The 25,738-nt window shown below is 56.6% G+C and carries 25 protein-coding genes and 1 tRNA gene; 12 read left to right on the forward strand and 14 right to left on the reverse strand.

From position 1 onward, the window contains the following. Window position 1: 1 nt before the first annotated feature. The gene (locus tag BLV81_RS00710) at window positions 2-3,235 is read right to left on the reverse strand and encodes an efflux RND transporter permease subunit (RefSeq protein ID WP_092351411.1); all 3,234 of its coding nucleotides are present in this window, start codon (window positions 3,233-3,235) and stop codon (window positions 2-4) included. 81 nt (window positions 3,236-3,316) lie between these two features. After that, on the reverse strand, window positions 3,317-4,528 hold the full coding sequence (locus tag BLV81_RS00715) for an efflux RND transporter periplasmic adaptor subunit (RefSeq protein WP_092351413.1): 1,212 nt from the start codon (window positions 4,526-4,528) through the stop codon (window positions 3,317-3,319). 431 nt (window positions 4,529-4,959) lie between these two features. Between BLV81_RS00715 and BLV81_RS00720 the strand changes: the two genes are divergently transcribed. The 3 genes from BLV81_RS00720 to BLV81_RS00730 all read left to right on the forward strand — a co-directional run bounded on the left by BLV81_RS00720 (window position 4,960) and on the right by BLV81_RS00730 (window position 6,460). Further along, on the forward strand, window positions 4,960-5,583 hold the full coding sequence (locus BLV81_RS00720) for a TetR/AcrR family transcriptional regulator (protein ID WP_092351415.1): 624 nt from the start codon (window positions 4,960-4,962) through the stop codon (window positions 5,581-5,583). A gap of 213 nt (window positions 5,584-5,796) precedes the next feature. Further along, window positions 5,797-6,270 (forward strand): transposase, encoded by a 474-nt coding sequence (locus BLV81_RS00725; protein WP_092351417.1) that lies wholly within the window; start codon window positions 5,797-5,799, stop codon window positions 6,268-6,270. Between the two features lie 114 nt (window positions 6,271-6,384). After that, window positions 6,385-6,460, forward strand: a tRNA-Lys gene (locus BLV81_RS00730). A gap of 26 nt (window positions 6,461-6,486) precedes the next feature. On the opposite strand, the gene BLV81_RS24385 is transcribed toward BLV81_RS00730, so the two are convergent. Then, the gene (locus BLV81_RS24385; RefSeq protein ID WP_369823775.1) at window positions 6,487-6,816 is read right to left on the reverse strand and encodes a tyrosine-type recombinase/integrase; all 330 of its coding nucleotides are present in this window, start codon (window positions 6,814-6,816) and stop codon (window positions 6,487-6,489) included. 317 nt (window positions 6,817-7,133) lie between these two features. Between BLV81_RS24385 and BLV81_RS00740 the strand changes: the two genes are divergently transcribed. Beyond that, window positions 7,134-7,463, forward strand: coding sequence for a hypothetical protein (locus BLV81_RS00740; protein WP_092351419.1), 330 nt, complete (start codon window positions 7,134-7,136; stop codon window positions 7,461-7,463). 489 nt (window positions 7,464-7,952) lie between these two features. Here BLV81_RS00740 and BLV81_RS00745 read toward each other — a convergent pair whose 3' ends face one another. The 3 genes from BLV81_RS00745 to BLV81_RS00755 form a co-directional block, all read right to left on the reverse strand. Next, a complete protein-coding gene (locus BLV81_RS00745) occupies window positions 7,953-8,498 on the reverse strand; it encodes a GNAT family N-acetyltransferase (protein ID WP_092351421.1) in 546 nt (181 codons plus the stop codon). 10 nt (window positions 8,499-8,508) lie between these two features. After that, on the reverse strand, window positions 8,509-9,078 hold the full coding sequence (locus BLV81_RS00750) for a helix-turn-helix domain-containing protein (RefSeq protein ID WP_092351423.1): 570 nt from the start codon (window positions 9,076-9,078) through the stop codon (window positions 8,509-8,511). A gap of 117 nt (window positions 9,079-9,195) precedes the next feature. After that, window positions 9,196-9,810, reverse strand: a complete 615-nt coding sequence (locus tag BLV81_RS00755) for a hypothetical protein (protein ID WP_255364843.1) — start codon at window positions 9,808-9,810, stop codon at window positions 9,196-9,198. Between the two features lie 287 nt (window positions 9,811-10,097). Here BLV81_RS00755 and BLV81_RS00760 point away from each other — a divergent pair, with 287 nt between their 5' ends. The 5 genes from BLV81_RS00760 to map all read left to right on the forward strand — a co-directional run bounded on the left by BLV81_RS00760 (window position 10,098) and on the right by map (window position 13,704). Beyond that, window positions 10,098-11,333, forward strand: coding sequence for an RNA polymerase sigma factor (locus BLV81_RS00760; protein ID WP_092351427.1), 1,236 nt, complete (start codon window positions 10,098-10,100; stop codon window positions 11,331-11,333). A 190-nt stretch (window positions 11,334-11,523) separates the two neighbouring features. Further along, a complete protein-coding gene (locus tag BLV81_RS00765) occupies window positions 11,524-11,889 on the forward strand; it encodes a YciI family protein (protein WP_255364844.1) in 366 nt (121 codons plus the stop codon). 68 nt (window positions 11,890-11,957) lie between these two features. Beyond that, window positions 11,958-12,431, forward strand: coding sequence for a VOC family protein (locus BLV81_RS00770; protein WP_092351431.1), 474 nt, complete (start codon window positions 11,958-11,960; stop codon window positions 12,429-12,431). Between the two features lie 251 nt (window positions 12,432-12,682). Next, complete coding sequence (locus BLV81_RS00775; protein WP_092351433.1) at window positions 12,683-12,910, forward strand: ParD-like family protein; 228 nt, start codon at window positions 12,683-12,685, stop codon at window positions 12,908-12,910. Next, on the forward strand, window positions 12,910-13,704 hold the full coding sequence (map, locus tag BLV81_RS00780) for a type I methionyl aminopeptidase (protein WP_092351746.1): 795 nt from the start codon (window positions 12,910-12,912) through the stop codon (window positions 13,702-13,704). The genes BLV81_RS00775 and map overlap by 1 nt, the downstream gene beginning before the upstream one ends. 187 nt (window positions 13,705-13,891) lie before the next feature. Here map and BLV81_RS00785 read toward each other — a convergent pair whose 3' ends face one another. Together BLV81_RS00785 and BLV81_RS00790 are read right to left on the reverse strand one after the other, a co-directional pair. Continuing rightward, complete coding sequence (locus BLV81_RS00785; RefSeq protein ID WP_092351435.1) at window positions 13,892-14,164, reverse strand: DUF4242 domain-containing protein; 273 nt, start codon at window positions 14,162-14,164, stop codon at window positions 13,892-13,894. Window positions 14,165-14,405: 241 nt separating this feature from the next. Then, the gene (locus BLV81_RS00790; RefSeq protein ID WP_092351437.1) at window positions 14,406-16,067 is read right to left on the reverse strand and encodes a C13 family peptidase; all 1,662 of its coding nucleotides are present in this window, start codon (window positions 16,065-16,067) and stop codon (window positions 14,406-14,408) included. Window positions 16,068-16,332: 265 nt separating this feature from the next. Between BLV81_RS00790 and BLV81_RS00795 the strand changes: the two genes are divergently transcribed. Further along, window positions 16,333-17,052, forward strand: a complete 720-nt coding sequence (locus tag BLV81_RS00795) for a Crp/Fnr family transcriptional regulator (protein WP_092351439.1) — start codon at window positions 16,333-16,335, stop codon at window positions 17,050-17,052. Between the two features lie 200 nt (window positions 17,053-17,252). Then, the gene (locus tag BLV81_RS00800; RefSeq protein WP_092351441.1) at window positions 17,253-17,942 is read left to right on the forward strand and encodes a Crp/Fnr family transcriptional regulator; all 690 of its coding nucleotides are present in this window, start codon (window positions 17,253-17,255) and stop codon (window positions 17,940-17,942) included. 105 nt (window positions 17,943-18,047) lie between these two features. On the opposite strand, the gene BLV81_RS00805 is transcribed toward BLV81_RS00800, so the two are convergent. Continuing rightward, a complete protein-coding gene (locus BLV81_RS00805) occupies window positions 18,048-18,266 on the reverse strand; it encodes a glycine zipper 2TM domain-containing protein (RefSeq protein WP_092351443.1) in 219 nt (72 codons plus the stop codon). Window positions 18,267-18,482: 216 nt separating this feature from the next. Between BLV81_RS00805 and BLV81_RS00810 the strand changes: the two genes are divergently transcribed. Further along, window positions 18,483-19,508, forward strand: a complete 1,026-nt coding sequence (locus tag BLV81_RS00810) for a class I fructose-bisphosphate aldolase (RefSeq protein ID WP_092351445.1) — start codon at window positions 18,483-18,485, stop codon at window positions 19,506-19,508. A 12-nt stretch (window positions 19,509-19,520) separates the two neighbouring features. Here BLV81_RS00810 and BLV81_RS00815 read toward each other — a convergent pair whose 3' ends face one another. The 5 genes from BLV81_RS00815 to BLV81_RS00835 all read right to left on the reverse strand — a co-directional run bounded on the left by BLV81_RS00815 (window position 19,521) and on the right by BLV81_RS00835 (window position 25,726). Then, entirely contained in the window at window positions 19,521-20,741 is a 1,221-nt protein-coding gene (locus tag BLV81_RS00815) for a 6-phosphofructokinase (RefSeq protein ID WP_092351447.1), read from the reverse strand. Between the two features lie 87 nt (window positions 20,742-20,828). Further along, on the reverse strand, window positions 20,829-21,935 hold the full coding sequence (locus BLV81_RS00820; RefSeq protein WP_176992687.1) for a substrate-binding domain-containing protein: 1,107 nt from the start codon (window positions 21,933-21,935) through the stop codon (window positions 20,829-20,831). A gap of 431 nt (window positions 21,936-22,366) precedes the next feature. Continuing rightward, a complete protein-coding gene (locus BLV81_RS00825) occupies window positions 22,367-24,148 on the reverse strand; it encodes a type IV pilus assembly ATPase TfpB (protein WP_092351451.1) in 1,782 nt (593 codons plus the stop codon). A gap of 107 nt (window positions 24,149-24,255) precedes the next feature. Next, the gene (locus BLV81_RS00830; RefSeq protein ID WP_092351453.1) at window positions 24,256-25,092 is read right to left on the reverse strand and encodes a spermine/spermidine synthase domain-containing protein; all 837 of its coding nucleotides are present in this window, start codon (window positions 25,090-25,092) and stop codon (window positions 24,256-24,258) included. 139 nt (window positions 25,093-25,231) lie between these two features. Then, a complete protein-coding gene (locus BLV81_RS00835) occupies window positions 25,232-25,726 on the reverse strand; it encodes a DNA-deoxyinosine glycosylase (protein WP_092351455.1) in 495 nt (164 codons plus the stop codon). Window positions 25,727-25,738: the final 12 nt, after the last annotated feature.

Raw genomic sequence — 25,738 nt, forward strand, 5'->3', positions numbered from 1 at the left:
TTCAGATTCCTTCTATGGGCGCCACGGTTGCAACGGCTGGCGCTGCCGGTCCGTGTGCGGTCGGCGCCGGGCCGGCATGTTGTTCCGCTATTGGTTTGGCGCTCGTAAAGCGCGATGCCAGGGTACGCAGCAATACGTAAAATATCGGTGTCAGGAACAGCCCGAAAGCGGTCACGCCAATCATGCCGGAGAACACCGCGACTCCCATCGCATGGCGCATTTCAGCGCCGGCGCCGGTCGACAGGATCAGCGGAATGACGCCGGCGATGAAAGCGATCGAGGTCATCAGGATAGGGCGCAGACGCAGGTGGGCGGCTTCGATTGCAGCGGCGTAGATGGAACGCCCTTGCAATTCCAGCTCATGCGCAAACTCCACAATCAAGATCGCGTTCTTGCACGCCAGGCCGACCAATACGATCAGGCTGATCTGGGTGAAGATGTTGTTGTCGCCGCGGGTCAGCCAGACGCCGACGATTGCCGACAAGATCCCCATAGGCACGATCAGCAGCACCGCCAGCGGCAAGGTCAGGCTCTCGTATTGCGCCGCCAGCACGAAGAACACCAGCAAGATCGACAACGGCAGGATGATAAACAGCGTATCGCCGGCGATCTTATCCTGATAAGTGATTTCGGTCCATTCGTAGCTGATGCCGCGCGGCAGCGTCTCGGCGGCGATGCGTTCTACCGCGGCCTGCGCCTGGCCGGTGCTGTAGCCAGGCGCCGGTCCGCCGTTGACGTCGGCCGAAGGGAAGGCGTTATAGCGTATCGCCTGATCGGGGCCGTAGCTTTGCGTCATCTTCAGCAAGGACGACAAGGGCACCATCTCGCCGCGGTCGTTGCGGGCTTTCAGCAAGCCGATGTCTTCGGCATGCGCGCGGAACGGCGCATCGGCCTGGACCCGTACCTGGAAGGTGCGGCCGAACTTGTTGAAATCGTTCACGTACAGCGATCCGAGGTAGATTTGCAAAGTGTCGAATACCGCCGGGATCGATACCCCCAGCTGCTGGGCGCGAACCCGGTCGACATCGGCGTACAGCTGCGGCACATTGATCTGGAAGCTGGAAAACATGCCAGCCAGCTCAGGCGCTTTTTGCGCTTTCGCCATGAATGCCTGCAAACCGTCACTCAATGCCTGGTTGCCGAGCGCGGCGCGATCTTCGATCTGCAGCTTGAAGCCGCCGATAGTACCTAAGCCCTGCACCGGCGGCGGCGGGAAGACGGCGATGAACGCACCTTGGATAGCCGCGAACTTTTGATTCAGCTGCTGTGCAATCGCAATGCCGCTCTGGTCGGCGCCACGGCGCTCGTCAAACGGCTTGAGCGTGGTGAACACGATGCCGGAGTTGGGGCTGTTGACGAAGCCGTTGATCGACAGGCCCGGGAAGGCCACGGCCGATTCCACGCCGGGTTGCTTCAGCGCGATTTCCGACATCTTGCGCATCACGTCTTCGGTACGGTCCAGCGATGCGGCGTCAGGTAACTGCGCAAAACCCACCAGGTATTGCTTGTCCTGGGCCGGGATGAAGCCATTCGGCACGGTATGGAACAGCAGCACGGTGACGCCGATCAATACCGCATACACCGCCAGCGCGGCAGACTTGCGTTTCAGGATGCCGGCCACGCCGCCGCTGTAGGAGTCCGAGGCGCGATGAAAGACCCGGTTGAACACGGCAAAGAAGCCGCCGAAGAAGCGATCGATCAGGCGTTGGAATGCATCCTTCTTGGCGCCGTGGCCTTTCAGCAGCAGGGCTGCCAGTGCCGGCGACAAGGTCAGCGAATTGAACGCGGAAATCACGGTTGAAATCGCAATCGTCAGGGCGAACTGCTTGAAGAACTGGCCGGTCAAGCCGCTGACGAAAGCCAGTGGAATAAACACGGCGCACAAGGTCAAGGCAATCGCCACGATAGGTCCGGAAACTTCACGCATGGCTTTATAGGTGGCCTCCTTGGCGGATAAGCCGTTTTCGATATTGCGCTCGACGTTCTCAACGACCACGATGGCGTCGTCGACCACAATCCCGATGGCCAGCACCAGCCCGAACAAGCTCAGGGCATTGATCGAAAACCCCAAGCCCATCATGACGGCAAAGGTGCCGATCACCGATACTGGCACTGCCAGCAACGGAATGATCGAAGCGCGCCAGGTTTGCAGGAAAATGATCACCACGATCACCACCAGCAAAATCGCTTCCAGCAAGGTGTGGACCACGGCCTCGATGGACGAGCGGACGAACTGGGTCGGGTCGTACACGATCTTGTAGTCCACGCCTTCCGGCATATCTTTCTTCAACTCGGCCATGGTGCGGCGGACGTTGTCGGAGATTTCCAATGCGTTGGAGCCGGGCGCCTGGAAGATAGGAATCGCTACTGCCTGCTTATTGTCGAGCAAGGAGCGCAACGCATATTCGCTGGCGCCGAGTTCGATGCGCGCCACATCTTTGAGATAGGTGACGACGCCATCCGGCGAAGTGCGGACCACGATATTGCCAAATTCTTCCTCATTGGCGAGGCGGCCGCGGGCATTTACCGAGATCTGATAATTTACGCCGGGCACCGACGGCGAAGCGCCAATCACGCCGGCGGCGACATTGACGTTTTGCTGACGGATGGCGTTGACTACATCGGTGGCGGCCAGACCGCGTTCGGCCACCTTGCGCGGATCGAGCCAGATGCGCATCGAGTAATCGCCGGAGCCGAACAGCTGGACCGAACCGATCCCTGGCAGGCGCGCCAGCCGGTCTTTGACATTCAGCACCGCGTAGTTACGCAGGTAAGCCATGTCGTAACGGTCGTTGGGCGACAGCAAGTGCACCACCATGGTCAGGTTGGGTGAACTCTTGACCGTGGTGACGCCGAGCCGCTGGACCACGTCCGGCAATCTCGGCAAGGCCTGATTGACGCGATTCTGCACCAGCTGCTGGGCCTGGTCCGGCGAAGTGCCCAGCTTGAAGGTGATGGTCAGCGTCATCAAGCCGTCCGAAGTGGCTTGCGAAGACATGTACAGCATGCCTTCGACGCCGTTGATCTGTTCCTCGATCGGCGTCGCCACGGTTTCCGCAATGGTCTGCGGATTGGCGCCCGGATACTGCGCCTTGACGATCACCGATGGCGGAATCACTTCCGGGTATTCGGAGATCGGCAGGCTGAGCATGGAAATCAAGCCGCCGATCAAGATGATCGCAGATAGAACGCCCGCAAAAATCGGGCGGTCGATAAAGAATTTTGAAATATTCATGGTGTTGGGCTCTGCTGAGTGTTTGGCATTGATGCCGGCGTCGATGCGATGGTGCGATGGTGCTGGTCGTCGTTGCCTTTCTTATTTAGTGCTAGCCACCGTCACTGCGGCCTTGGCGGAAGAAGTGCTTTCTCCCTCCATGGGGACAGTCACCGGCGTGACCAGGTCATTCGGGCGTATCCGCTGCAAGCCGTTGACGACGATCCGTTCATCTTTCTTGAGGCCGGAACGCACCACGCGCAAGCCATCGACAATCGGGCCGAGCTTGACCGGGCGATACGTGACCTTGTTGTCGGCGCCCAGCACCATGACGTATTTCTTGTCCTGGTCGTTGCCGACGGCCTTGTCGTCGATCAGCACCGCCGTTTCAGCCGCCGAACCGCCGGTGCGTACCCGGGCGAACATGCCGGGGGTGAGGGCGCCGTTCTGATTGTCGAACACGGCGCGCACGCGCATGGTGCCGGAAGCGGTGTCAAGCCGGTTGTCGAAAGCCTTGATCTGGCCTTGATGCGGATAACCGTCTTCGCTGGCCAGGCCGATAGAGACCGGCAAGCGACTCACGCCGGAATTGCCGACAGCGCCGTTGGCGGCGTAGCGGATGTAGGTTTGTTCATCCACCTCGAAGCTGACATACACCGGCGACACCGATACCACGGTAGTCAAGGCCGGCGACGCGACGCCGGCGCCGACCAGGTTGCCGACCGTGATTTCAGCGCGTGAGACACGGCCGCTGACCGGCGCTGAAATCGACGTGTATTGCAGGTTCAGGCGCGCGGTTTGCACCGCCGCGTCCGCCGCCTTGAGGCTGGCGTCGGCTTCCAGCAGAGCATTGTTGCGCTGATCCAGTTCGCGCTGGGCTACCGCGTGTTCTTCGATCAGGCGGCTGGTGCGGGCCAGTTCGGTTTTTGCCAATGCCAATCCGGCCTGGGCGCCGGCCTGGGTCGCTACTGCACGCGCCAGTTCGGCTTGATAGGGACGGGGATCGATGGTGAACAGCAGATCGCCCTTTTTCACCAGCTGGCCTTCCTGGAAATGCACGGCGTCGATGGTGCCGGATACGCGTGGCCGTATTTCAACCCTTTCGATGGCCTCCACCCGTCCCGAAAAATCATCCCATTCAGTGACCGTTTTTTCCAGGGCGGCAGCCACCGAGACCGATGCCGCGGCAGGCGGCGGGCTGACCGCTTTAGCCTGGCGGCTGCTCAGGGTGAAGGTGCCGGCGGCGGCAAGGACGAGGATGCCTACCGCAATCGCAATTGCTTTGCGAGAAAATAATGGTGTCGAAGTTTGCATGTGAGACCCCTGGATATATGTGTGGAAACTGCGTGAAAACGGAAACGGATAACTGCGTAATTGGAAACAATCGCTTGAGCGGACGGCCGTATGGCGAAGATTTCGGCTAAGTCGGGCGACCGGCATTGGCGTTCTTGATTGGCTGGGAGTGCCTTAAATCATGATTAGCAATATATGGGCGTCTGGCCTTCAGCCGATAGCCGCTTACTGCACGCTTCTTGTCCGATCCTCCAAATGTGCCGATTTTCTCCTTGCCTGAAAGCAAAAAAACGCGCTCGGAAAGCATCAAATTTAATTCTGTGAGACACTAATATTTCTTTTTAGCCACATCCGGCATCTTCACAATTTATATTTAATAGCGATCACTACGTATTAGAGTGCGACTCTAACGGGCTTGTTTTGCGCTGTCAAGTGGTTTAATATCGATCACTATGGAAATGACACAAGACAAGCCGCGCAAGAAGGCCGGCCGTCCTTTATCGTTCGATAGGGAAGCTGCGCTGGAGCGCGCGATGATGGTTTTTTGGCGTTACGGGTACGAGGCGACTTCGCTCAATGACCTGACCGCCGCCATGGGAATCACGCCGCCCAGCCTGTACACGGCGTTCGGCGACAAGGAACGCCTGTTCCTGGAAGCGGTGCAATATTACCTGGCCAAAAAACCCTGTTTTTTTGAGTCGATCGTGGCCGAGCCGCTGACCGCAAAGGAAAGCATCAGGAGCTATCTTGAGGTAATCGCGATTTCACAAACCGACCCGAATCAGCCGCCCGGCTGCATGGTCGTGACTTCAGCCACCAATTGCACCGCCGCGTCCTCGCATGTGCAGGAAGTACTGGCGGATTATCGTGGACAGATGGAGGCCGGCATCAAAAAGCGGTTGGATCGCGGCGTCGCCGAAGGCGAGATGGCTGCCGATACTGACACCGCATCACTGGCCAGTTTTTTTGTCACGGTCATCCACGGCATGTCGACCCAGGCACGTGACAATGCCGGCCGCGAGAAGCTGCTGGCGATAGGCGCGCAAGCGATGCGCGCCTGGCCGGATCCGCTCTGAGATCGACTGGGCAGGGCAGCACATTGCCCTCCAATTTTAAGACATGTCCTATATTCTTTGACGAGCCAGGTTGCTAGACTGCTAAGTCTGAGCCTCAGGTAATTGCTATGTAAATTGTTTCTGTAGCGACAGAAGTACTTGCTGTCAGGTACAGGTTCAAGCGATATCAAGAGAGGCGATTAGCGCAACAGAAATTTTCCAGGGGCCGCCAAGATGAACGATGTGCAAGAACAAGAAATCAAGCTTCAAGATGAGCAATGGCAAAAGCTGGCACCGTTCCTGACAGGCAAGCAGAGCGATCCCGGCGCCAGAGCAAAAAACAATCGTCTGTTTATCGAGGCGGTATTGTGGGTAGTGGTGAATAAACGCGTGTGGCGTCAGCTGCCGCAGCAGTTTGGCAGTTCCAGCACGGCTTACATGCGTTTCCGGCGCTGGACCGAATGCGATTTCTGGCGCCAGCTGGCGCAAAGCGTCATCGATGATGCGGAATTGGTGCAGACCTTGGAGAAAATTGTTGAATACAGCGATTTGTATACCCGGCGCATCGAGCAACGGTTGCTGAGAAAAAATCAAAAGATCATCTATAAATCGACTATCGCAGCCGCCAAGGCCGTCAAGCCCCCCAAGCGCACCGAGTTTGCGGTGGAAGAATCAACCTTGCATTGGGTCGGTTTGGTCACGGCGTGAGCATCCGCTGATGCGTGGGGAAGGGTGGAAACAACGATTGATATTCACTCTGATAGAAATTCCTACGAAGAACTAGCAAAAATAATAAACAGCGGCTATAATTCGTCCCCTGTTGGGGCGTTAGCTCAGCTGGTAGAGCAGCGGACTCTTAATCCGTAGGTCGTGTGTTCGAATCACACACGCCCCACCAACAGAATACAAGGGCTACATAGGTTTCTATGTAGCCCTTTTCCTATTGTGGTGGGGGATTTTTTGACCAATCCTCCCAATTGCCTCCCTAAGTGACTCCGTCGCGAGGTGAGCATATCGCTTTGTGCTACTTGGCGACTTATGCCCAAGCACTGCGCCAACCGTGTACAAATCGACCCCTTCGTTAATCATTGAGCTGGCCGCGCTATGACGCAGATCATGGAAATGCAGGTAGCCCAGCCCAGCCCAGCCCGTTCTCTCGCCTCTCTGAAATATTTTCCAACTTTTGAGGCATCTGGGATTTTGACTCGAGCGCACCCCCTTACCTTCGGATGGATTACCGTCATTTGAAAACATCCCGTCTCTGTATTTTCCTGGCGTGGAAGAAAATTGACGCAATGTGGGATAGCGAACGGATCTTAGACTGAATAGGTTTTATAAGATCGTTCATTGAGCGAGTAATGCGGAATCCCTCCTCGTTGCATGCGCTATTCCATACTCACTCAATACTCAAAAGAGAGAACGATCATGGAAAAGTATGTGCTGGGATGGATTCTGGGCGCATCGATGGTTATGTTGGCGGCGCTCTGGTTTTTGGTGCACTGATCGATTGAAGTTGCTATTTTGCGCGCAAAAATTTTTATCGAATCGCCTCCTGACAAAAGGACCGCAGCATGGGAATCGAATGGTTTAACGGATGGGCCAGAAGGTACGCGGTGACGCCGGAAAAATTGGCGAAAAATGAATTGAACGATGCGCGCCTGTCATTATTCCAGTCGGAAAGACAGTTGTTGGAAGCGGGAATGCGGGTCGATTACCATCGTAGCATTCTGGTTTTCCTCGAAACTATTTCTACCGAAGGCGTGGAAAATTTCGCCAACAAGCAGAGGCCGCAACAGCCGTCCTCAGCGCAGCAAGTTCCTCTTGTACTGCATCAGATATTACAAGAGGAACCGGGCGATACGAGGAGGACGATGCGAGCAGGGAAGGTGAGTTATGAGTGAGCCGTAATTTGAAGGAGCCAGAACTGGAAGACGTGAAAGCCGGAAGCACAAAGTAGCAGTGGCACAAACAGTGCGGAAAGTGCGGACCGATGCAGGGAGCGCGGCAGAACCTGATGCACTTTCAATCGAGTCTGGGGAGTGCATTTTTTGCCATCCGATATGCGAGAAGCGCAGAGGTTAAAGTCTATCGGCAGGCAGTCCACGCAAGGTTGGCAGATATAGATTTCGCTCCGATAGAAAAGGTGGCAAAAGAACTTGCGTCGGGGCGAACAGTCCGGCATACTCAGTTCCGATGTACGTGTCATCACACGCAACTAAAAATTATCTGATGGCAGATACCTGAGTAGATTCATTCGCGGCGCAATCACTTTGCAGATAGCATTGGATGGCGCGAATCTCCTCAAGTATCGGTAATTATCAAAGCCCGCTTCGGCGGGCTTTTTTTATGCGGAAGAGCATCATCAGCCTCGATTGATCTTGCTGCCCTTGCTAGGCCAATTCATCGCTTCCTATTTTCTTGTAGAAGACGGTAGTTGCGCACAGGCCGCCAGTCGGCCACAACGCATAGTCAGGAATAATCCCGGACACCTGCCACCCGAGCCGTTTGTACAGTCGTTCCGCCGTGCCGCCGGTAACCGTATCCAGCACCAGCAAACGCTTGCCGGCAAGCGCGGCGGAATTCTCGGCTGCCGTTACTAATGCGGCTCCCAGTCCCGCTTGCCGTGCCTTGCGGTGAACCAGCAATTTTGCTACATCGGCGCGATGCGGCTGGTTCTCCGGTTGGCTCAGTAGCACCTGGATGGTCCCCAAAATTGTTGCATCCCGGTCTTGAGCGACCAGCAATATGCGTTCGCCGGCAGCTACGCCGGGAGCGACGCCGCGCCAGAAATTTTCAGCCCGGGTGAGCGTGAGGGGATGCATGAAGCTGACCGAGGCGCCGCCGTCCACGCAATCGATCAGGATCTCGCTCAACGCGGTAATTGACGCCGGCTCGCCGAGTGATGTCAGCCGATTGATTCTTATGTCTTCTTGCATGCTTGATTCCTTATGGGCGCGCGATGTCCGTGCTGGTGATCACGGCGTAACGCGCAGGTTTGCGGTGGGGATTGTGAAAGGCGGTGGGGCTGTTTAACTGGAATGCAAGGCAGTCGCCAGCTTCGATCGAATAGTGCGTTGCGCCGACGGTGACATCCATCCTGCCTTCCAGCACCCATATCTGCTGATGCACCAGAGCGTCGCGTGCGGCGGTTTCATAGTTTACTATGGCGCCCGCAGGAAACAGCACTTCCACAATCCGCAGCGGCGATAGCGGATCAGGCGGCGAGATATTGCGACGCAGATATCCCGATTGCGGATCGCGCCACTCCGGTTGATCGGCATGGCGGATGAGCGGGCTGGGCAGGGGCTGCGGATCTTCGAACAGGGCCTGCAGCAGAACGCCCAGCCCGGTAGCCAGTTTTTCCAGGACGACAGCGGTGGCGTTGCTTTGGCCTCTCTCGATCAAGGAAATCATGGAGCGGCTGACGCTGCATTTGGTCGCCAGCGCATCCAGCGACAGACCGCGTTCCTGGCGCAAGAAGCTCACGCGGGCCGCAATGCGGGCGTTAATATCCATAAGAGCTTGTTTTCCTTGATGTCTACAATGATGGAAATAGTATCCAGTATATTGGATATCAAGGTCAACTATAAAATGACTAAGCCGTCGACGTCTCTATGGAAAAGTAGCTGCGGCTTAATCCCGCACGCGTGAGTGATGTGCGATCCAATTGGTCTCCCAGGTTTTACCGCCATCAGCCGATAGCGATTGTTCCCATGTCGCGCTGTCGGCTGACAGCACAGACCATTTATAGCGGACCCGGATCGGCGTGTCGTCCCACATGTCGTCGCCTTCAAAAATTCCCACGCCTTTGATGAATTTGCCGACGACCGGCGCTTGCAGCGAACCTGTTTTATCCATCCCCCCGGTCTTGTTGTCGAGCCAGTAGATGCTCCAGAGCTTGGTTTCGGGGTTGAATATACGCAGCGACATGGCGGCAAATCCGGGGCGCCAGTTGATTGGCCGAAAGTCATCGTAGTTGCCGATGCCGGCGGGCAGCCTGCGCGCTTCTTCGGTGGATTCGAAGGTCTCCCATTCGTTTGAATCTTTCAAACTCGCCAGCCGCCGCTGGTTAACCGTGTGCCAGCGGCCTATGACGAAATCGAAATCTCGTGCGCCGTCGGATGGCTGATCTGTTGTCTTCATGGGTGCATCTCCTTTTTGAGTGCTAGCGCAGCCGCTTAAAAATGATGTTGATAAAAGTATCGCCAACACAAACGACAGGCGACGAAGGTGCAATGCTGTTGTCATTTTCTTCCTTTCGTTGGAATTGCTTTCTGCTTGCAGGAATGGCCGCCGTGGACCGGTTGTTTGTTTGATGCTGCTTGCATGGTAGGAGCAAAATAGGAGGTTATTCGCCCTGTTTTAAGGAAGACGAAAAAATGATTTCATTATCTTTTTCACACAGATCGGAAGCGCCGGAAGGGCAGTAATTCAAGGTATTATTCCGGTGGTACGGGAACCGGGAAACCTATCCGCGCAGGCAGCATTCGCAAGCCGATGTGCTGCGCCGCGCAAAAAAGCAAGCACCATAGACGATGCCAATAAGCGACACGATTGAAGGTATTTACCGCAGCGAATCGCGACGCGTATTCGCCACCTTGATTCGTCTGCTGGGCGACTTCGACACGGCCGAAGAAGCCTTGCAAGAAGCATTCAAAGCTGCGCTCGAGCAATGGCCGCGCGACGGCATTCCGGACAAGCCGGTGCCGTGGCTGGTATCGGCAGGGCGCTTCAAGGCGATTGACGGCATCCGTCGCGCAGCAAGATTCACCGCCTATGACGAGGTGGCCGAAACGATAGCGGCGATTGCCGACGAGACGCCGGCCCTGGACGAGCGCGAACATGTCGAGGATGATCGCTTGCGCCTGATTTTCACTTGCTGCCATCCCTCGCTGGCGCCGGATGCGCAGATTGCGCTGACCTTGCGCGAGGTCTGCGGCCTGACCACCGAAGAGATCGCGCACGCTTTCCTGACTCCCGCAACCACGCTGGCGCAACGGATTGTCCGCGCCAAAGCCAAGATCCGCGATGCCCGCATTCCGTACCAGATTCCAGGCCGCGACGAATTGCCTGCGCGTCTTGAGACGGTCTTGCGCGTCATCTACCTGGTTTTTAACGAAGGCTATTCCGCCTCTTCGGGAACGACGCTGACCCGCCATGATTTGTCGCAAGAAGCGATTCGCCTGACGCGCCTCTTGCTGGAGCTGCTGCCCGAACCCGAAGTGATGAGTCTGCTGGCCTTGATGCTGTTGCATGAATCGCGCCGCGCCGCGCGCAGTTCCGCGAACGGCGACCTGGTGCCGCTGGACGAACAGGACCGGACTTTATGGAACGCGGAACACATAGCCGAAGGTTCCGCCTTGGTGGCGCGCGCCTTCTCAACGGGGCGTTTCGGAAGCTATGCGTTGCAGGCTGCGATTTCAGCCGTCCATGCAGAAGCCCGCCATGCCGACAGCACCGACTGGGAACAAATCGTCGGCCTGTACGACGCTTTGCTGCGGCTGGAACCTACGCCGGTGATCGAATTGAACCGCGCGGTGGCGGTCGCCATGCATCAGGGGCCGGCAGCCGGGCTGGCCCTGGTAGATAAGTTGCTTGCGGGTGGCCAGTTGCAAAATTATCATCTGGCGCATGCGGCCCAGGCCGATTTGCACCGGCGCCTGGGGCACGTTGCGGAAGCACGTGCCGCCTACGGGCGCGCGCTGGCTCTGACCAGGCAGGAGCCGGAACGCCGATTTCTGCATCGGCGTCTGGCTGGCTTACCGGATTAGTAACCTTTCGTTGCGTTTGCTGGTGGCGGCAAAATAAAAATATCGACGTAGTTGTCGATTAGTTGTCGATCGGTTGTCGATTTCGCCCTTCGTGGTTCGACTATCTAATGTAAATGCTTATGAAGCGACGCCTGCGGGGCACTGCACCGCAGGCTGTCATCCACCGATGTCCATCCATCTATTGGAGACCATGATGAACTATTTGTGCCTCGTCTATCTTGCCCAGGACAAGCTGCATGCCTGTCCTGACAGCGTCTGTTTTGCGTACGGGGAGGAACTGCGCAACAGCGGCCATTACATCGCCGGACAAGCGCTGCAGTCGACCGACACCGCGACCACCTTGCGCGTACGCAACGGCCAGCTCTCCCTGACCGACGGCCCGTTCGCTGAAACCAAGGAGCAGCTGGCGGGATTCTACATGATCGAAGCCAAGGATCTCAACGAGGCGATCCACCTGGCCTCGAAAATCCCGCCTGCGCGGTTTGGCAGCATAGAGGTGCGCCCGGTGCGGGAGCTCGAGGTTAGCGGCACGGCATCGACTCAAGTAGCCGTCTAAAGTTGATTTGGCTGCAGCGCCTTTCCTCAGGAATTGCGCAAGCTCTGAACGAGATAAGGAGCAAGAAAATGCAAAAAATTACGCCATTCCTGTGGTTTGACGGCAAAGCCGAGGAAGCAATGAATTTTTATACCTCGATTTTCAAGGACGCGAAAGTCGGCAACATCATGCGCTACGGCGCTGCCGGACCGGGCCCCAAGGGCGCCGTGATGTCCGCCACATTCCAGCTGCATGGCCAGGATTTCATCGCCTTGAACGGCGGGCCGCAATTCAGTTTTACGCCCGCCATTTCATTCTTCGTGAATTGCGAGACACAGGAAGAAGTCGATGAACTGTGGGGCAGGTTTTCCGAAGGCGGAGAATCGCAGAGGTGCGGCTGGATCAAGGACAAGTTCGGCCTTTGCTGGCAAATCATTCCGACCATTTTGGGTGAACTGCTGCAAGACAAGGATACGCAAAAATCGCAAAGAGTCATGCAGGCGATGATGAAGATGGACAAGATCGACATCAAACTCCTGAAACAAGCTTACGAACAGCAATGAGGATGCAAGCCGCCGCGCCCCGGTTTAGTTGAGCAGCGGGTGTTCTGACGCGTAGGAATCGTGATTTGGTTTGATCAGTTGAGTGCCGGCGTCACCGATGTGCCGGGTTTGCGCCCACTGAACTCATCCACAGCCCAAAGCAGACGCCTCGCTTGCAGTCTGTCGATGCGAAGCAGCACCATTTCCATAACCATCATGTTAATATACGTTTTATATATATTTCATATATATTTCATGTAAATGGACATCATATGGGAATCGTCAAAATCACTGAGCAGATGCATGCGAATCTGCGTCTCACAAGCGGCGCAATGAGCCGCTCAATCAACTCGCAAGCCGAGCACTGGCTTCGCGTCGGCATGATGGCGGAGTTGAATCCTGGTCTTTGTTATAACGATATCTGCCAAAAACTGATAGAGGCGGAACAGCAAGCTGCGGAATCGCCCCAGGAAATCACCCTGTCACTTGAGAAATCATGATGGCCGCTCAAGTTGAAATCAAGACGCCTTCCGATATTGCGATGCTACGGAAGGCCGGCGCATTGGCGGCAGACGTCCTAAGCATGATTGCCGAACACGTTAGGCCCGGAATCACGACCAATGAGCTGGACCAGCTATGTCACGATTACATCGTAGATGTTCTTAAAGCAGTGCCAGTCAATATCGGCTATAACGGCTACCCTAAAACGGTCTGCACGTCGGTCAATCATGTCATCTGCCATGGCATACCTTCGGACAAGGCATTGAAGAATGGGGATATCGTCAATATCGACGTTGCATTAACGAAGGACGGATGGCATGGGGATACAAGTCGCATGTATTGTGTGGGCCAGCCCAATATCTTGTCTAAACGCTTGGTGAATGCGACTTACGAAGCGATGCGTGCAGGAATTCTCGCAGTAAGACCGGGAGCAACGTTAGGCGATATCGGTTATGCCATTCAATCAGTAGCGCATAGGGAAGGTTTCAGCGTGGTCCGCGAGTATTGTGGCCACGGTATTGGCAAGGTGTACCACGACGAACCGCAGGTGCTGCACTACGGTCAGCCGGGCGAAGGTCTGACGCTTCAACCGGGGATGGTATTCACGATTGAACCAATGATTAACGCGGGCAAACGACATTCAAAAGAATTGCCGGACGGATGGACCGTCGTTACCAAGGACCACTCCCTATCTGCCCAATGGGAGCACATGGTTGCAGTGACAGAAACGGGCTTTGACGTTCTGACGCTGTGGCCTGATGGATTCGGAGATTATTCTCCGTTCGTCCCCTGATTCAAACACTGCACATGTCGTCCATGTCCACAATTGGCCGCCTGCGCCTGTCGTGACCAGCTGCACCCGATCCATATTGGCAGGTCAATCTACTCCGAAGCGCTCATTTAATGCGCAAGCTCAGCCGCCGCCCGGCCGGAGCGAAGCTGGGAAAGGGGCGTCGGCTGGAATGCCTTGTTGGGCTACGCTACTCTGCCGTAGTCGGGTCAATTACCGAGGCGACTTCGGAGACCCTGTTTGCAGGGAAGCCCCCTTGCTGGGCATGTTCCCGAACTAGCTCTTCATTCGCCGCGATGTAAACGCAGTAGATCTTGTCGCCAGTGACATAGCTTTGGAGCCATTGAATCTGTGGTCCCATCTTGCTTAGGACGCCGCACGATTTCTGCGAAATGGCTCGGAGTTCTTGCTCTGATAACTTCCCGGCACCGGGAATATCACGCTCAATGACGTACTTTGGCATAGCACTCTCCTCATGATGATTTCCGAGCGAGCACCACACTCGCCGGCCCCACTCGTCACACACGTCGTGACACCTAATAGTTATACACCACACCGGTCGGAATTGTTAAAATTATCAGAACATGCCGATGCGCAATAACTGCTTGGTTCGTTGTGAAACTCTTGGCTTAAATGCGTGTCGGTATCGGCCGCACCCTGACGCCGAAACGTGAAATCGATTGAGCGTGTCTTCCAGCCTGGGATTACCTTGCATTCCCTGCGGGCGCTGCAGTTTTTGCCTGTGCCCGCCATTTTTTCAAGTACTGATCGAGCAGGGCGGTGTGATGTATTTGCGGTTCTGAATGGCTAACTTCAGAGGATTTTCCGGCGGCCTTGATGTCATCGTTTTCCCAGCTTGTGACCAGTGCCTTGGCTTTATCGAAAGCTTCGCTGAAGGATGCGCTGCCAGGCAAGGATCTTTGGAAAAAAGCTTTGCCGAAGTAAGTGAAGTCGTTGTCATCGGCACATCCGAAGGAGGTTCGGTCCTGGCGTGCGGCGGCAATCACCATGGTGTGTTCGTCTTTTAAGGGCTGGATGAAACCACCCGCGTAGCAGGCTGAGACCACGACCACTTTCCAGCGTATGCCTGATTCAGACAGCAGTTTTCCAAGCTCCTGTGCTTGAAGGTTGCGCAACTCCATGCCATTCTGGGCCAGACTCAATTCATGATCTTTCGATCCGTGGCTGGTCAGGTACAGGAACAAGATGTCGTTTTCCTTATCCATCCGGCTGGCGATGACGTTCAGGCTTTCGCGGATGCTGGTCACTGTCGCCATCGGCGCCTGGGCTACAGTATTGCGGCTGTTCACCAGCACTATGGAACGTCCGCGGGTGCCGAAATCGCGGTCAAACTGCTTGCGGACAAAATCTGTCTCGCGGTGAAATACTTCTTGCGACCCGTCGCCGGCTACAGCCAGCAGATACAGATTGATCTTGCCGGGTTCATGCGGCGCAATGGCTGCCAGAGCCTTGTCGAGCAGGGCGCGTTGATTGTATAAGGCGGTTTCTATATTCACCCTGGTTTGCGTTTCAGCTGTCTTGTTTTCCAGGACGCCGTAACTCCAGGTGCCGCTGTCCTCGGTGCGGCCATCCTTTTGGGGCGCAGCGTAAGTAAGGACGCCTTCACCCTCATACATGCCATAGGCAAAATTTCCGGTGTACTGATCGCCGTTGGCATTCCGGTAAATCCCTTGCCCGTGATATTTCCAGTTTTTGAACTCGCCTACATAGCTGCTGCCGTCCTTGCCGATGTAGCGTGCTTTTCCGGTCAGCCGGCCGTCGGCAAAGATGCCCTCATAGATATTGCCGCCTGCATCGGTAAGCCGGCCGCCGCCTTGAGGGCGCCATTTCTTGAAAGCGCCGACATAGCGAGAACCTTTGTGCACCTGGTAGATGCCGTACCCCGTGAACTCTCCTTTGTCGAATTCCCCTTCGTAGGATTCTTCATCCTTTACTTCAAATCGCCCTTTGCCTTGATATTGCCCGTTGGCGAATTCACCTGCGTAGGTGCGTCCGTCCTGGTACTTTATTTCACCTTTGCCGGCGTATGTTCCTTGCTTGAATTCGCCGTCGTACAGATAGCCGGTATCTGAACGGTATTTTCCTTTTCCCGAAAACAGGCCTTTGTCAAAGGCGCCTTCGTAGCTGGCGCCGGTCGCCCATTCTATTTTTCCCTGGCCCTGCATCTTGCCGTCCGCGAGCTGGCCATAATATTGGCCGCCGTCCGCGGTGATCGCATTCGGTGCAGGTGATGTAGCAGCGGCGTTGGCGATCATCAATCCCGAGAAAAATACGCATGCCGTAGCTGCGGTCGCGCTTGCGAGTATGAGCCTGCGGCAGCGATTGCCTTTGATATTTTCATGCATACGTTTTCCCGTTTCCCAAAATTTTGACTGTCGCAAGTTGCTGGATGGAAATCTAACATGAAATGTTGTCTTTTTGTATAAAATCCTGTTCGGCAACAAACATGTTGGCTCATGGTGCGTCCCACACTGGTGGTTGCCAAGGTCCTGGTGGAATTGTTGCTCTGTGCACTACCGAACATACAGGCGCTTTGGCGGTCTATACTCAAAACAAATATTCAGTATGCCGACGCTTTTTTAGCAGCTAAACCAGCCTTGGAATTTCAGTATGGACAACTCACCGGATCCCAGGAAAAACCGTTTACTGGCCGCGCTTCCGGACGCTGAGTGGGGGCGCTGGCTGCCGCAACTGGAAGCCGTCGAGATGCCGCTCGGCCAAGTGCTGTACGAATCGGGCAGCACGCTGAGCTATGTCTATTTCCCGACCACTTCCATCGTTTCGCTGTTGTATCTGCTGGAAAACGGCGCCTCGGCCGAGATCGCCGTGGTGGGCAACGAGGGCATCGTCGGCGTTTCCCTGTTCATGGGTGGTGAATCCACCCCTAGCCGGGCGGTGGTGCAAAGCGCCGGCCAGGGTTTTCGGTTGGGAGCGCGGGTAATGAAGGAGGAGTTCAACCGCGCCGGCCCGGTGCTGCACCTGCTGTTGCGCTATACCCAGGCTCTGATCACGCAGATGTCGCAGACCGCAGTGTGCAACCGGCACCATACGCTGGACCAGCAGCTATGCCGCTGGCTGCTGTTAAGCCTGGATCGCCTGCAGGGCAACGATCTGGTGATGACGCAGGAACTGATCGCCAACATGCTCGGCGTACGTCGCGAAGGCGTTACCGAGGCAGCAGGAAGTTTGCAGACGGCTGGACTGATTCGCTATGTGCGCGGACACATCACAGTGTTGGACCGGGCCGGGCTGGAACAACGCACGTGCGAATGCTATGCAGTGGTGAAGAAGGAGTGCGACCGGCTGCTCCCCGATAAGTTGGCAATCTGAATCAAGACCGTCTGCCGGGCCGTTCTACGCCGGGCGCTCAATTACATTCCCCTATGTGGGCTAACAGACAGTCGGGCGGCAATGCCTGCTGCAAACTGCTGTTACTACCCGACATTGTATTTGCCAATAACGCGATCTTCATCTCGCTCCGGCCTCCCGCAAATTAAGGTGGTGGGCCGGCAATATACCGGAGAACTGGTTTGGGCACCGTCGAGAACCATTTGATCGAGCTGCTTCCGCGCAAGGAGCGGGTGCGCCTGCTTGCTGTCAGCGAGTTGATTGAGCTGGAGCAGGGTGAAATATTGTGCGAACCAGGCAAGCCTATCCGTCACGTCTATTTCCCCATCGATGCATCGATTTCACTGATGGCGTTGATTGATGGCAGCCTCGGCGTGGAGGTTGGCATGGTGGGACGGGAGGGCATGCTGGGAGGGCAGATGGCGCTAGGCGTGGCCATGGCGCCGGTGCATGCCGTGGTGCAAAGCCCCGGCACTGTGCGGCGCATAAGTGTCGGCGCTTTCCGTAGTGAACTCGGGTGCAGCACGGCTTTACAGCGCGGCATGCACAATTATCTGTATGTACGCATGGCGCAGATGGCCACCTCTGCGGCATGCCTGCGTTTTCATTTGATCGGACCGCGCCTGGCGCGCTGGCTCTTGATGAGCCAGGATCGCGCGCATTCCGACCACTTCCGCATTACCCATGAATTCCTGGCAACCATGCTCGGTGTGCGCCGTGAAGGCATCACGGCTGCCGCCAGCGCCTTGCAGCGTGACGGGCTTATAGAGTATCGGCGCGGCAACATCAAGGTGCTTGATCGATCGGGACTGGAAGCTGCTGCATGCGCTTGCTATGAGGTCGAGCGGAAGGCTTATGCAGCGCTGCTGTAGGTAGCACGTACGCAAGCGCGCATGGAAGTGGGCCGGAGCCTGCAATTTTTATAGCAAGACACTGACAATTTTGTCAGGAGCAGGTGTATCGGCCCTGCCATCCAATCAGCGTTTTCCGGCCTGGTTGCCGATGACGCCGCCAACTGCTGCGCCGCCGACGGTGCCAAGGGCGCTACCGTTGGTCAACACAGCACCGCCGACGGCGCCGATGCCGGCGCCGATTGCCGTGTTCTGGCCACGCCGGGACATGCCGTCACATGCGCTCAGGCTAATTGCCATCAGCAGTGTCATCGCACCGACTGACAGTTTGTGGTTCGTTTTCATGGAGCACCTCTTTGTTAAATATCGAGTTATAGGTAAATACCTACACCCTGATTCTAAAATAGCCTTAAAACAGCAGTTGGTCGGTGCGGTAGCGCACCTAAGCATGCATTTTGTGCAGTGTCCGGTGTTGCCGCCAGTTGCCTTGCCGGCGCATTCGTGGCAGCATGTTCCGGAGAACTTTTCGCAGTCTGCAGTCATCACTGGGAGTAACCAGCTATGAATATCGACGAGCTAAAATCGGTGGCCAGCGCCATCGTTGCGCAACAGAAGGGTATCCTGGCCGCGGACGAAAGCGGGCCGACCATCAAGAAACGGTTCGATGCAATCAAGCTCGAATGCACGGAAGAAAACCGCCGTCGCTATCGCGAAATCCTGTTCACCACCGAGGGCGTGGAACCTTATATCGGTGGTGTCATTCTGTACGATGAAACGTTACGCCAGAGCAGTGCGGAGGGAACGCCTTTTGCCGAGCTGCTGGCGCGCCGCGGCATCATCCCCGGCATCAAGGTGGATGGCGGCGCCAAGCCGCTGGCATTGCATGTGGGCGAGAAAATCACCGAAGGACTGGACGGCTTGCGCGAACGCCTTCAGGAGTATCAGCAGCTGGGCGCCAGGTTTGCCAAATGGCGCGGCGTGATCGAGATTTATGAGAGCGACATCCCGAGCGTGTCTGCCATCCAGGCCAATGCCCACGCCCTGGCGCGCTACGCAGCGCTGTGCCAGGAAGTCGGCATTGTGCCTATCGTTGAACCGGAAGTGCTGATGGACGGCTCCCATAGCATCCAACGCTGCGAGGCGGTGACATCACAGGTGCTGGAAATCGTGTTCGCCGAGCTGGATGCGCAGCGCGTTGCGTTCGAGGGCATGTTGCTCAAGCCGAACATGGTCATCGCCGGCATGAAGTGCGCGCGGCAAGCCGATGTGCAGCAAGTTGCCGAGGCTACCATGCGTTGCCTGACGCGCTATGTGCCGGCGGCGGTGCCGGGCATTGTCTTTTTGTCGGGTGGACAAAGCGCACAGGATGCGACGGCGCATTTGAGCGCCATGAACCAGCTCGGCGTGCATCCCTGGCCGGTTAGCTTTTCTTATGGGCGGGCGCTGCAGGCGCCGGTGCTGGCGGCCTGGAAGGGACAGGAGCAGAATGTGGCTGAAGCGCAAAAAACCTTCTTCCGTCGTTGCCAGTTGAACGGCCTGGCACGTCTCGGTAAGTACGACAGCGCCATGGAGGGCACGCCGCCATAAGAGCGGAACGGATCAGCCAGCGGTATTGCGTAGCTTGGCGACCGCATGGGAGCGCAGACGGAAGCCGTCTGGCATGCCCGATCCCAGCAAGGGTTGCAGGTAGAGCCGGAAAGCATCGGTGACGTCGGTGCCGCTGGCGGCGATCAGCTCATCTTCCATGACTCTGGTTTTACCTGCCACCACATCCAGCGCCAGCAATTCATAGTCTACCGAATAAGCGCCGCTACGCTTGATGGCGACCGAGCCGTTGCGGTCAGTTTGCACTGCAAACTGCAGCGCCTTTTCACCGACCTCGCGCGCTTCCCGCTGGTCCACATCCGATACGCAACCCATGAACGAGCGCTGCAGATAGCCGAAGGTATCGCCGCGGACGCGCTTGATATTTAGTTTCGATTTGATCTCTTCGCACAGCAAATCGGCCAGGGCGCCGGTGCCGGATAGTTGCACATTGCCGTGGGCATCGCGCTCCACCGTTGTCGCCAGCAGGCTGGCGATAGGCGTGCCCGATGCATCGTGTATGCCTTCGGAGACGGCGATCACGCAACGGCCGAAACGCTGGTAGGCTTGTTTCACATCGGCCAGGAATTTCTCCAGCACAAATACGCGTTCCGGCAGATAAATCAGATGCGGTCCGTCATCGGGGAATTTTCTGCCCAGCGCCGATGCCGCCGTCAAAAAGCCGGCGTGCCGTCCCATCACCACGCCGACGTAGACGCCGGGCAGGGAAGCGTTATCGAGGTTGGCGCCGGCAAAGGCCTGGGCTACGAAGCGCGCCGCCGACGGAAAACCTGGCGTGTGATCGTTGCTGACCAGATCGTTGTCGATGGTTTTGGGGATATGGATACAGCGTAGGGGGAAGGCTAGCTTTTCCGCCTCCAGGCTGAGAATGCGCAGGGTGTCGGATGAATCGTTGCCGCCTATATAGAAAAAATGGTTTATCTGGTGCGCTTGCAGCACCTGGATAATCTCTTGGCAATACTTGAGGTCAGGCTTGTCACGTGTCGATCCCAGCGCGGAAGACGGCGTGTTCGCCACCAGCTCCAGGTTGCTGCTGGTTTCCTGGCCCAGGTCAAGAAAGTCTTCGTTGACTATGCCACGGACGCCATTGCGTGCTCCGTACACCAGGTCGACATCGCGTATGCTGCGCGCCGCCAGGACCACTCCCGCCAGGGATTGGTTGATCACAGCGGTGGGGCCGCCGCCTTGCGCGATAAGGATTCTTCTGGATTGCATTTGCATTCTCCTTGAACTATCACTATCGTTGAACGGAGCTGCCACTTTCCGATTCTACCGCCATCGCGCAGGCGCGGGCCAAAGGCTTTATTTTCCCCAGATTTTCTTATATTCCGCGCGGTAGCCGTTATTCGGTTCAAAAGTGTTCTGCTGGCCGCCGTGAAATGCGATGTTCTGCTCTGTGACCAGATACACAGGCGTAGTATAGGTGCTGGCTTTTTCACCGGCAAACGAGCGGTTCAATTCATCGATGATTTGCCAGCCTTGCTGGCCGAACGGCTCCGGCACGGTAGCGACCTGGATGCTCTTGCTGCGGATGCGTTGATAGGCCGATTCAGAGCCTTCGCCTGCAGACAGCGCCTCAATCTTGTTGTCGACGATAATCGCCGCCGAGGCCGGAGTCGCCAGCATATCAAGGTAGTTGTCATTGACGCCGATGATGTGCGTCCATTTTTTGCCGAAGCGCTGCGTCAGTGAAGTGAGCAAGGCCGGTATCTTGTCGGCAGTGGTGGTGGCCGGCAATGCTTCTACACTGAGCAGGCTGCAGGTCCGGCATTGTTTGATTGCCGCGGCTATGGCATTCGATTTCGACTGCGCATACAGGCTGTTCGGATCGGTGAGGACCACTACCCCGGCCTTGCCGTTTGAATCGACTACCCCTAACAAGGCTGCCATCAACGCCTCTTCTTTAGGATCGGCGGTGACGTTGGTGAACAAGCCGTCGCTGGGGCCTATCCTGGTAGATGCATGCCAGCCGATCACCGGTACCTTCTGGGCGTTGGCGTTGTTCATCTCCTTGGGTTGTTCGTTGGCGTCGATCCCGGCCAGCACGATGCCGTTCGGCTGCAAGGCCAGCGCTCTGCTGAAGGCCTCCGCGTGTTTGCTGTTGACGCCCCAGCAATCGATCACAAAGACGTCCCAGCCGGCTACCGCCGCCGCTTCTTTGACGCCGTTGGCGACGCGCATGACGCCGTTGTTCTTGAGATTAGAGGCGATCAGCACAATCGATTTTTTTTGTGCTGCTATTTTCGGGCCGCTGGTGGGGCCGTCCCAGGTGGTCTTGAAGGCCATCGCCTTGGCGATTTTTGCGTTGGCGCGGTTCAGGAACAAGGTTGGATCTTCCTGGGCAAACGCTGAACTGGTGAAACAAAAGACAAGTGCTACCGTTACGAAATTAAAATTGATCAATTTCATTATTTTTATCCGGATTTGACTGCGCATGGTCGGAGCGGGTTTCCCGCCTGTTTTTTTTATTGCAAACTAACAGCTCCTGACTACTCCCTGTACCGCAAAAACCATATTTCTCCCTGGGCTAGTGCTGACGCCGCTTTCAAGCAAATCGGCAGGCATTGAAAACGGCGTCGGCAGCAGCGTGCCTTAGCTTACGCAAAGGTTAAATGTTTGTCTATTGGAAATCTATTCTAGCGTTGACGCAGTGACCGTTGCCGGGAGCCGTTACCGGGAGCCGTTGCTAGGAGCTATCCACATAGATAAAATTGTTTGTTTGGTAATTGCATCTATATTGATGTCAGGCGCTTGCCAATCCGGGGCGGTAAAATGACGCAAGGGCTACCGGTCGTGAAGACTGGTAGCCCTTATCGGCTTGGATACAGGCAGATCGCGGCTCAGGTCAGCGCCGAGGTGACTTTCAAGACTTCTTCCACCGTGGTGACGCCTTCCATTACCTTCAACGCGCCGGCCAGGCGCAAAGGCTTCATGCCGTCGGTGATGCTTTGCTGTTTCAGCGCGTGGATATCGGTTTCGGTCTGGATCAGTTTTGAGAACGGCTGGGTGACGGTCAGCAGTTCGTACAGGCCGGTGCGTCCACGGTAGCCGGTCTGACGGCATTCCGGGCAGCCGACCGGATGATAGACGGTGGCAGGTTTGGGCAGGTTCCAGCTTTCAACCAGCGTCGCCCAGACTTCATCGGCGACATGACCGTCGGCGCTTTTGCAGTGGGTGCACAGCGTGCGCACCAGGCGTTGCGCCATGATGCCGATCAATGTGGTTTCCAGCAGATAGTAAGGCACACCCAGTTCCAGCAAGCGCATCACTGCCGACGGCGCATCGTTGGTATGCAAGGTCGACAGCACCAGATGGCCGGTGAGGGCCGCCTGGATGGCCATTTCCGCAGTTTCCAGATCGCGGATTTCGCCCACCATGATGATGTCGGGATCCTGCCGCATCAAGGCCCGCACGCCATCGGCGAAGGTGAGGTCGATGCCGTGATTGACCTGCATCTGGTTGAACGAGGGCTCCACCATTTCAATCGGATCTTCCACCGAACAGACGTTGACTTCGGAAGTGGCCAGCGCCTTGAGCGTGGTATACAAGGTCGTGGTTTTGCCGGAACCGGTCGGGCCGGTCACCAGGATAATGCCGTGCGGCCGCTTGGTCAGTGCATCCCAGCGCAAGGCGTCGTCAGTCGGGAAGCCCAGTTCCGGCAAGGTTTTGACCACCACATCCGGATCGAAAATCCGCATCACCAGCTTCTCGCCGAAGGCAGTCGGCAAGGTAGACAGGCGCAGTTCGATTTCCTGGCCGCCGGCGGTACGGGTCTTGATGCGGCCATCCTGCGGCCGGCGCTTTTCGATAACGTCCATCCGCCCCAGCAATTTGATGCGTGCGGTCATGGCAATCATGACTACCGCCGGCACCTGGTACACCTGATGCAGGACGCCGTCGATGCGGAAACGGATGGCGCTGAAATCGCGCTTGGGCTCCATGTGGATGTCGGAGGCGCGCTGTTCAAACGCGTATTGCCACAACCAGTCGACGATATTGACAATATGCTGGTCGTTGGCGTCGACTTGCTTGTTGGATTTGCCGAGTTCAACCAGCTGCTCGAAGTTGTTCCGCAGCGCCAGGTCTTGTCCGCCCGATTTATGGGCGCTCTTGATCGATTTCGCCAGCGTGAAAAATTGCGTGATGTATTGCGTGATATCGAGCGGGTTGGCAATCACCAGGCGGATATTACGGCGCGAGATCTTGGCGATTTCCGCTTGCCATTCGGTGCGGAACGGCTCGGCTGTGGCAATCACCAGGTCGGTCAGGCTCAGTTCGACCGGCAGGATATTGAAACGCGTGGCGTAACTGGCTGACATGACGTCGGCGACCTTGGCGAAATCGATCTTCAGCGGGTCGATCCGGTAGAACGGCATTTGCACCTGGCGTGCCAGCCACTCGGTGAGCCACTCGAGCGTGATGGCGCGGTGCGGCGGTAACGCCGACTGGCGCTTGCACTGGGCGACTGCATTGAGCGGATGGATCGCAATCGGGGCGTTGCGGAAAATCCCCTGCGCCTGGGTGTAGAACTGTTTGACTTCATTCTTGTCGACCGTGCCATCGTTCAGCAACCAGGTGAAGATCTGCTGCAGGTCCAGGGTCTTTTGCGATGCATTGTTCATTGCAATGGGAATGTCGGTTGGTTGAGTCGGGTTGATCTGATGTGTTTCTCTTCAATCGGGCATCAATTGCATATCAATTGAGAAGCACTGCATTAATCTCTTATTTCTTACTGCGGCGAATGCCAGGCCTTCAATCCGTTTACCCACGATTTGGCCGGCAGCCTGGTGCTTGCGGTAATTTCGGCAGCGCGTTCGTACAAGGCGCTGAAATCGACTGGCGGCGCCTTCTTGAACGCGATGGCGATCACATTGCCTTCGTGGACTTCAGGCAGGCACCAGACAGCGTCGAAGGCAAACTTCATGGCTTTCAGGTTCTTGGCGTAGCTGGGATGGTCGCCAAACAGATTGACGGTCATGATGCCGTCATCCCTCAGGCAAGCTGCGCAAGCGCTGTAAAACTCAGGGGTATCGAGTACCGGGCCGCGCGCGGTGGCGTCGTACAGATCGACTTGCAAGGCATCGATGCTGTCGTGGTTGCGCGAGTCGAGCACGAAATCCATGGCGTCCATCTCCAGCACCGATAGCCGTTCGTCGTCGGCAGGCAGTTTGAACATCGAAGCGCAAATCGCCAGTACCGACGGGTTAAGTTCGATTGCGGTGACGCGCGCATCAGGAAACTGGCGATAACTGAACTTGGTCAGCGCCGCCGTACCCAGACCCAGTTGCACGATGTGTTGCGGTTCCGGATTAAACAACATCCAGGCCATCATCTGCTGGGCATATTCCAGTTCAGGCCAGTCAGGCTTGCGCAGCCGCATGGCGCCTTGCACCCATTCGGTGCCGAAATGCAGGAAGCGCACGCCGTCTTGTTCGGACAGCGTGACCGGGGCGAATTTGGGTTTGCGGGCTTGTTTTATCGTGTCTTTTTTTGCAACTTCGGAATGTTTGCCCGGGCCTGCCCTCCGGTTGGCGTCGGCTTCTATGGATTTGCGTTTGATCAGCATGAGGCGTAATAGGTGGTGTGAAATGAAAATGTAGGGCAATGATACCGTGCCGCGGCCACAATTAGCCCAAAGTTCGGCTGCTTTCTTCGCCGTATCCTTATGTAATGGGGCCGCAGGATTGTTCCCGAGGCGCAGCAGCTCAGTCCAGGCAATCTTTCAGCTGCAGCCAGGCATCCAGCTTTTCCGCATATGGCCGGGTATAAGCCGGGCTGCTGGAGGGAAGTTGCACGATGCGATAGCGTGCCGCCTGCGGGCCCAGCGCCTTCAGTCCCAGCCTGGCTGCGGTGCCGCCGTTGAAGGCGATGGTAGTCAATTGCGGCAAGGTGGCGGCCAAGGTGGGCAGGTCGTTATGCACCTGGTCGCGGATATTGCTGTCCAGGCTGCCATCGCGCCGCGCCTCGGCCACCACGTCCCATAGACCGATGCGTTTGCCCAAAAGAGTCTGCAGCCGGTCCGGATAGGACAGGGCCGGCAAGTCGGCGCCGGTCACCTCTGACAGCAATTTCCAGAAGCGGTTTTGCGGATGCGCGTAATACTGGCTGTGCGCCAGCGACACATTGCCTGGCAAACTGCCCAGTATCAGGATGCGGACCTGTTCATCCACTACCGGCGGAAAGCTGCGCTTGCGTGTCATTGCAGCGAGGTC

It is taken from the genome of Collimonas sp. OK242 (genome assembly GCF_900107095.1).
Taxonomy (GTDB): Bacteria; Pseudomonadota; Gammaproteobacteria; order Burkholderiales; family Burkholderiaceae_D; genus Collimonas.

Bases quoted from the DNA above. Each gene is read 5' to 3' on its own strand.
- BLV81_RS00820 (WP_176992687.1), bottom strand. From the start codon at position 21,935: ATGAAATTGATCAATTTTAATTTCGTAACGGTAGCACTTGTCTTTTGT.
- BLV81_RS24385 (WP_369823775.1), bottom strand. From the start codon at position 6,816: ATGTTTTCAAATGACGGTAATCCATCCGAAGGTAAGGGGGTGCGCTCG.
- BLV81_RS00770 (WP_092351431.1), top strand. From the start codon at position 11,958: ATGCAAAAAATTACGCCATTCCTGTGGTTTGACGGCAAAGCCGAGGAA.
- BLV81_RS00750 (WP_092351423.1), bottom strand. From the start codon at position 9,078: ATGGATATTAACGCCCGCATTGCGGCCCGCGTGAGCTTCTTGCGCCAG.
- BLV81_RS00760 (WP_092351427.1), top strand. From the start codon at position 10,098: ATGCCAATAAGCGACACGATTGAAGGTATTTACCGCAGCGAATCGCGA.
- BLV81_RS00810 (WP_092351445.1), top strand. From the start codon at position 18,483: ATGAATATCGACGAGCTAAAATCGGTGGCCAGCGCCATCGTTGCGCAA.
- BLV81_RS00835 (WP_092351455.1), bottom strand. From the start codon at position 25,726: ATGACACGCAAGCGCAGCTTTCCGCCGGTAGTGGATGAACAGGTCCGC.
- BLV81_RS00755 (WP_255364843.1), bottom strand. From the start codon at position 9,810: ATGACAACAGCATTGCACCTTCGTCGCCTGTCGTTTGTGTTGGCGATA.
- BLV81_RS00745 (WP_092351421.1), bottom strand. From the start codon at position 8,498: ATGCAAGAAGACATAAGAATCAATCGGCTGACATCACTCGGCGAGCCG.
- BLV81_RS00725 (WP_092351417.1), top strand. From the start codon at position 5,797: ATGAACGATGTGCAAGAACAAGAAATCAAGCTTCAAGATGAGCAATGG.
- BLV81_RS00775 (WP_092351433.1), top strand. From the start codon at position 12,683: ATGGGAATCGTCAAAATCACTGAGCAGATGCATGCGAATCTGCGTCTC.
- BLV81_RS00830 (WP_092351453.1), bottom strand. From the start codon at position 25,092: ATGCTGATCAAACGCAAATCCATAGAAGCCGACGCCAACCGGAGGGCA.
- BLV81_RS00710 (WP_092351411.1), bottom strand. From the start codon at position 3,235: ATGAATATTTCAAAATTCTTTATCGACCGCCCGATTTTTGCGGGCGTT.
- BLV81_RS00795 (WP_092351439.1), top strand. From the start codon at position 16,333: ATGGACAACTCACCGGATCCCAGGAAAAACCGTTTACTGGCCGCGCTT.
- map (WP_092351746.1), top strand. From the start codon at position 12,910: ATGGCCGCTCAAGTTGAAATCAAGACGCCTTCCGATATTGCGATGCTA.
- BLV81_RS00790 (WP_092351437.1), bottom strand. From the start codon at position 16,067: ATGCATGAAAATATCAAAGGCAATCGCTGCCGCAGGCTCATACTCGCA.
- BLV81_RS00720 (WP_092351415.1), top strand. From the start codon at position 4,960: ATGGAAATGACACAAGACAAGCCGCGCAAGAAGGCCGGCCGTCCTTTA.
- BLV81_RS00805 (WP_092351443.1), bottom strand. From the start codon at position 18,266: ATGAAAACGAACCACAAACTGTCAGTCGGTGCGATGACACTGCTGATG.
- BLV81_RS00740 (WP_092351419.1), top strand. From the start codon at position 7,134: ATGGGAATCGAATGGTTTAACGGATGGGCCAGAAGGTACGCGGTGACG.
- BLV81_RS00785 (WP_092351435.1), bottom strand. From the start codon at position 14,164: ATGCCAAAGTACGTCATTGAGCGTGATATTCCCGGTGCCGGGAAGTTA.
- BLV81_RS00765 (WP_255364844.1), top strand. From the start codon at position 11,524: ATGATGAACTATTTGTGCCTCGTCTATCTTGCCCAGGACAAGCTGCAT.
- BLV81_RS00715 (WP_092351413.1), bottom strand. From the start codon at position 4,528: ATGCAAACTTCGACACCATTATTTTCTCGCAAAGCAATTGCGATTGCG.
- BLV81_RS00815 (WP_092351447.1), bottom strand. From the start codon at position 20,741: ATGCAATCCAGAAGAATCCTTATCGCGCAAGGCGGCGGCCCCACCGCT.
- BLV81_RS00825 (WP_092351451.1), bottom strand. From the start codon at position 24,148: ATGAACAATGCATCGCAAAAGACCCTGGACCTGCAGCAGATCTTCACC.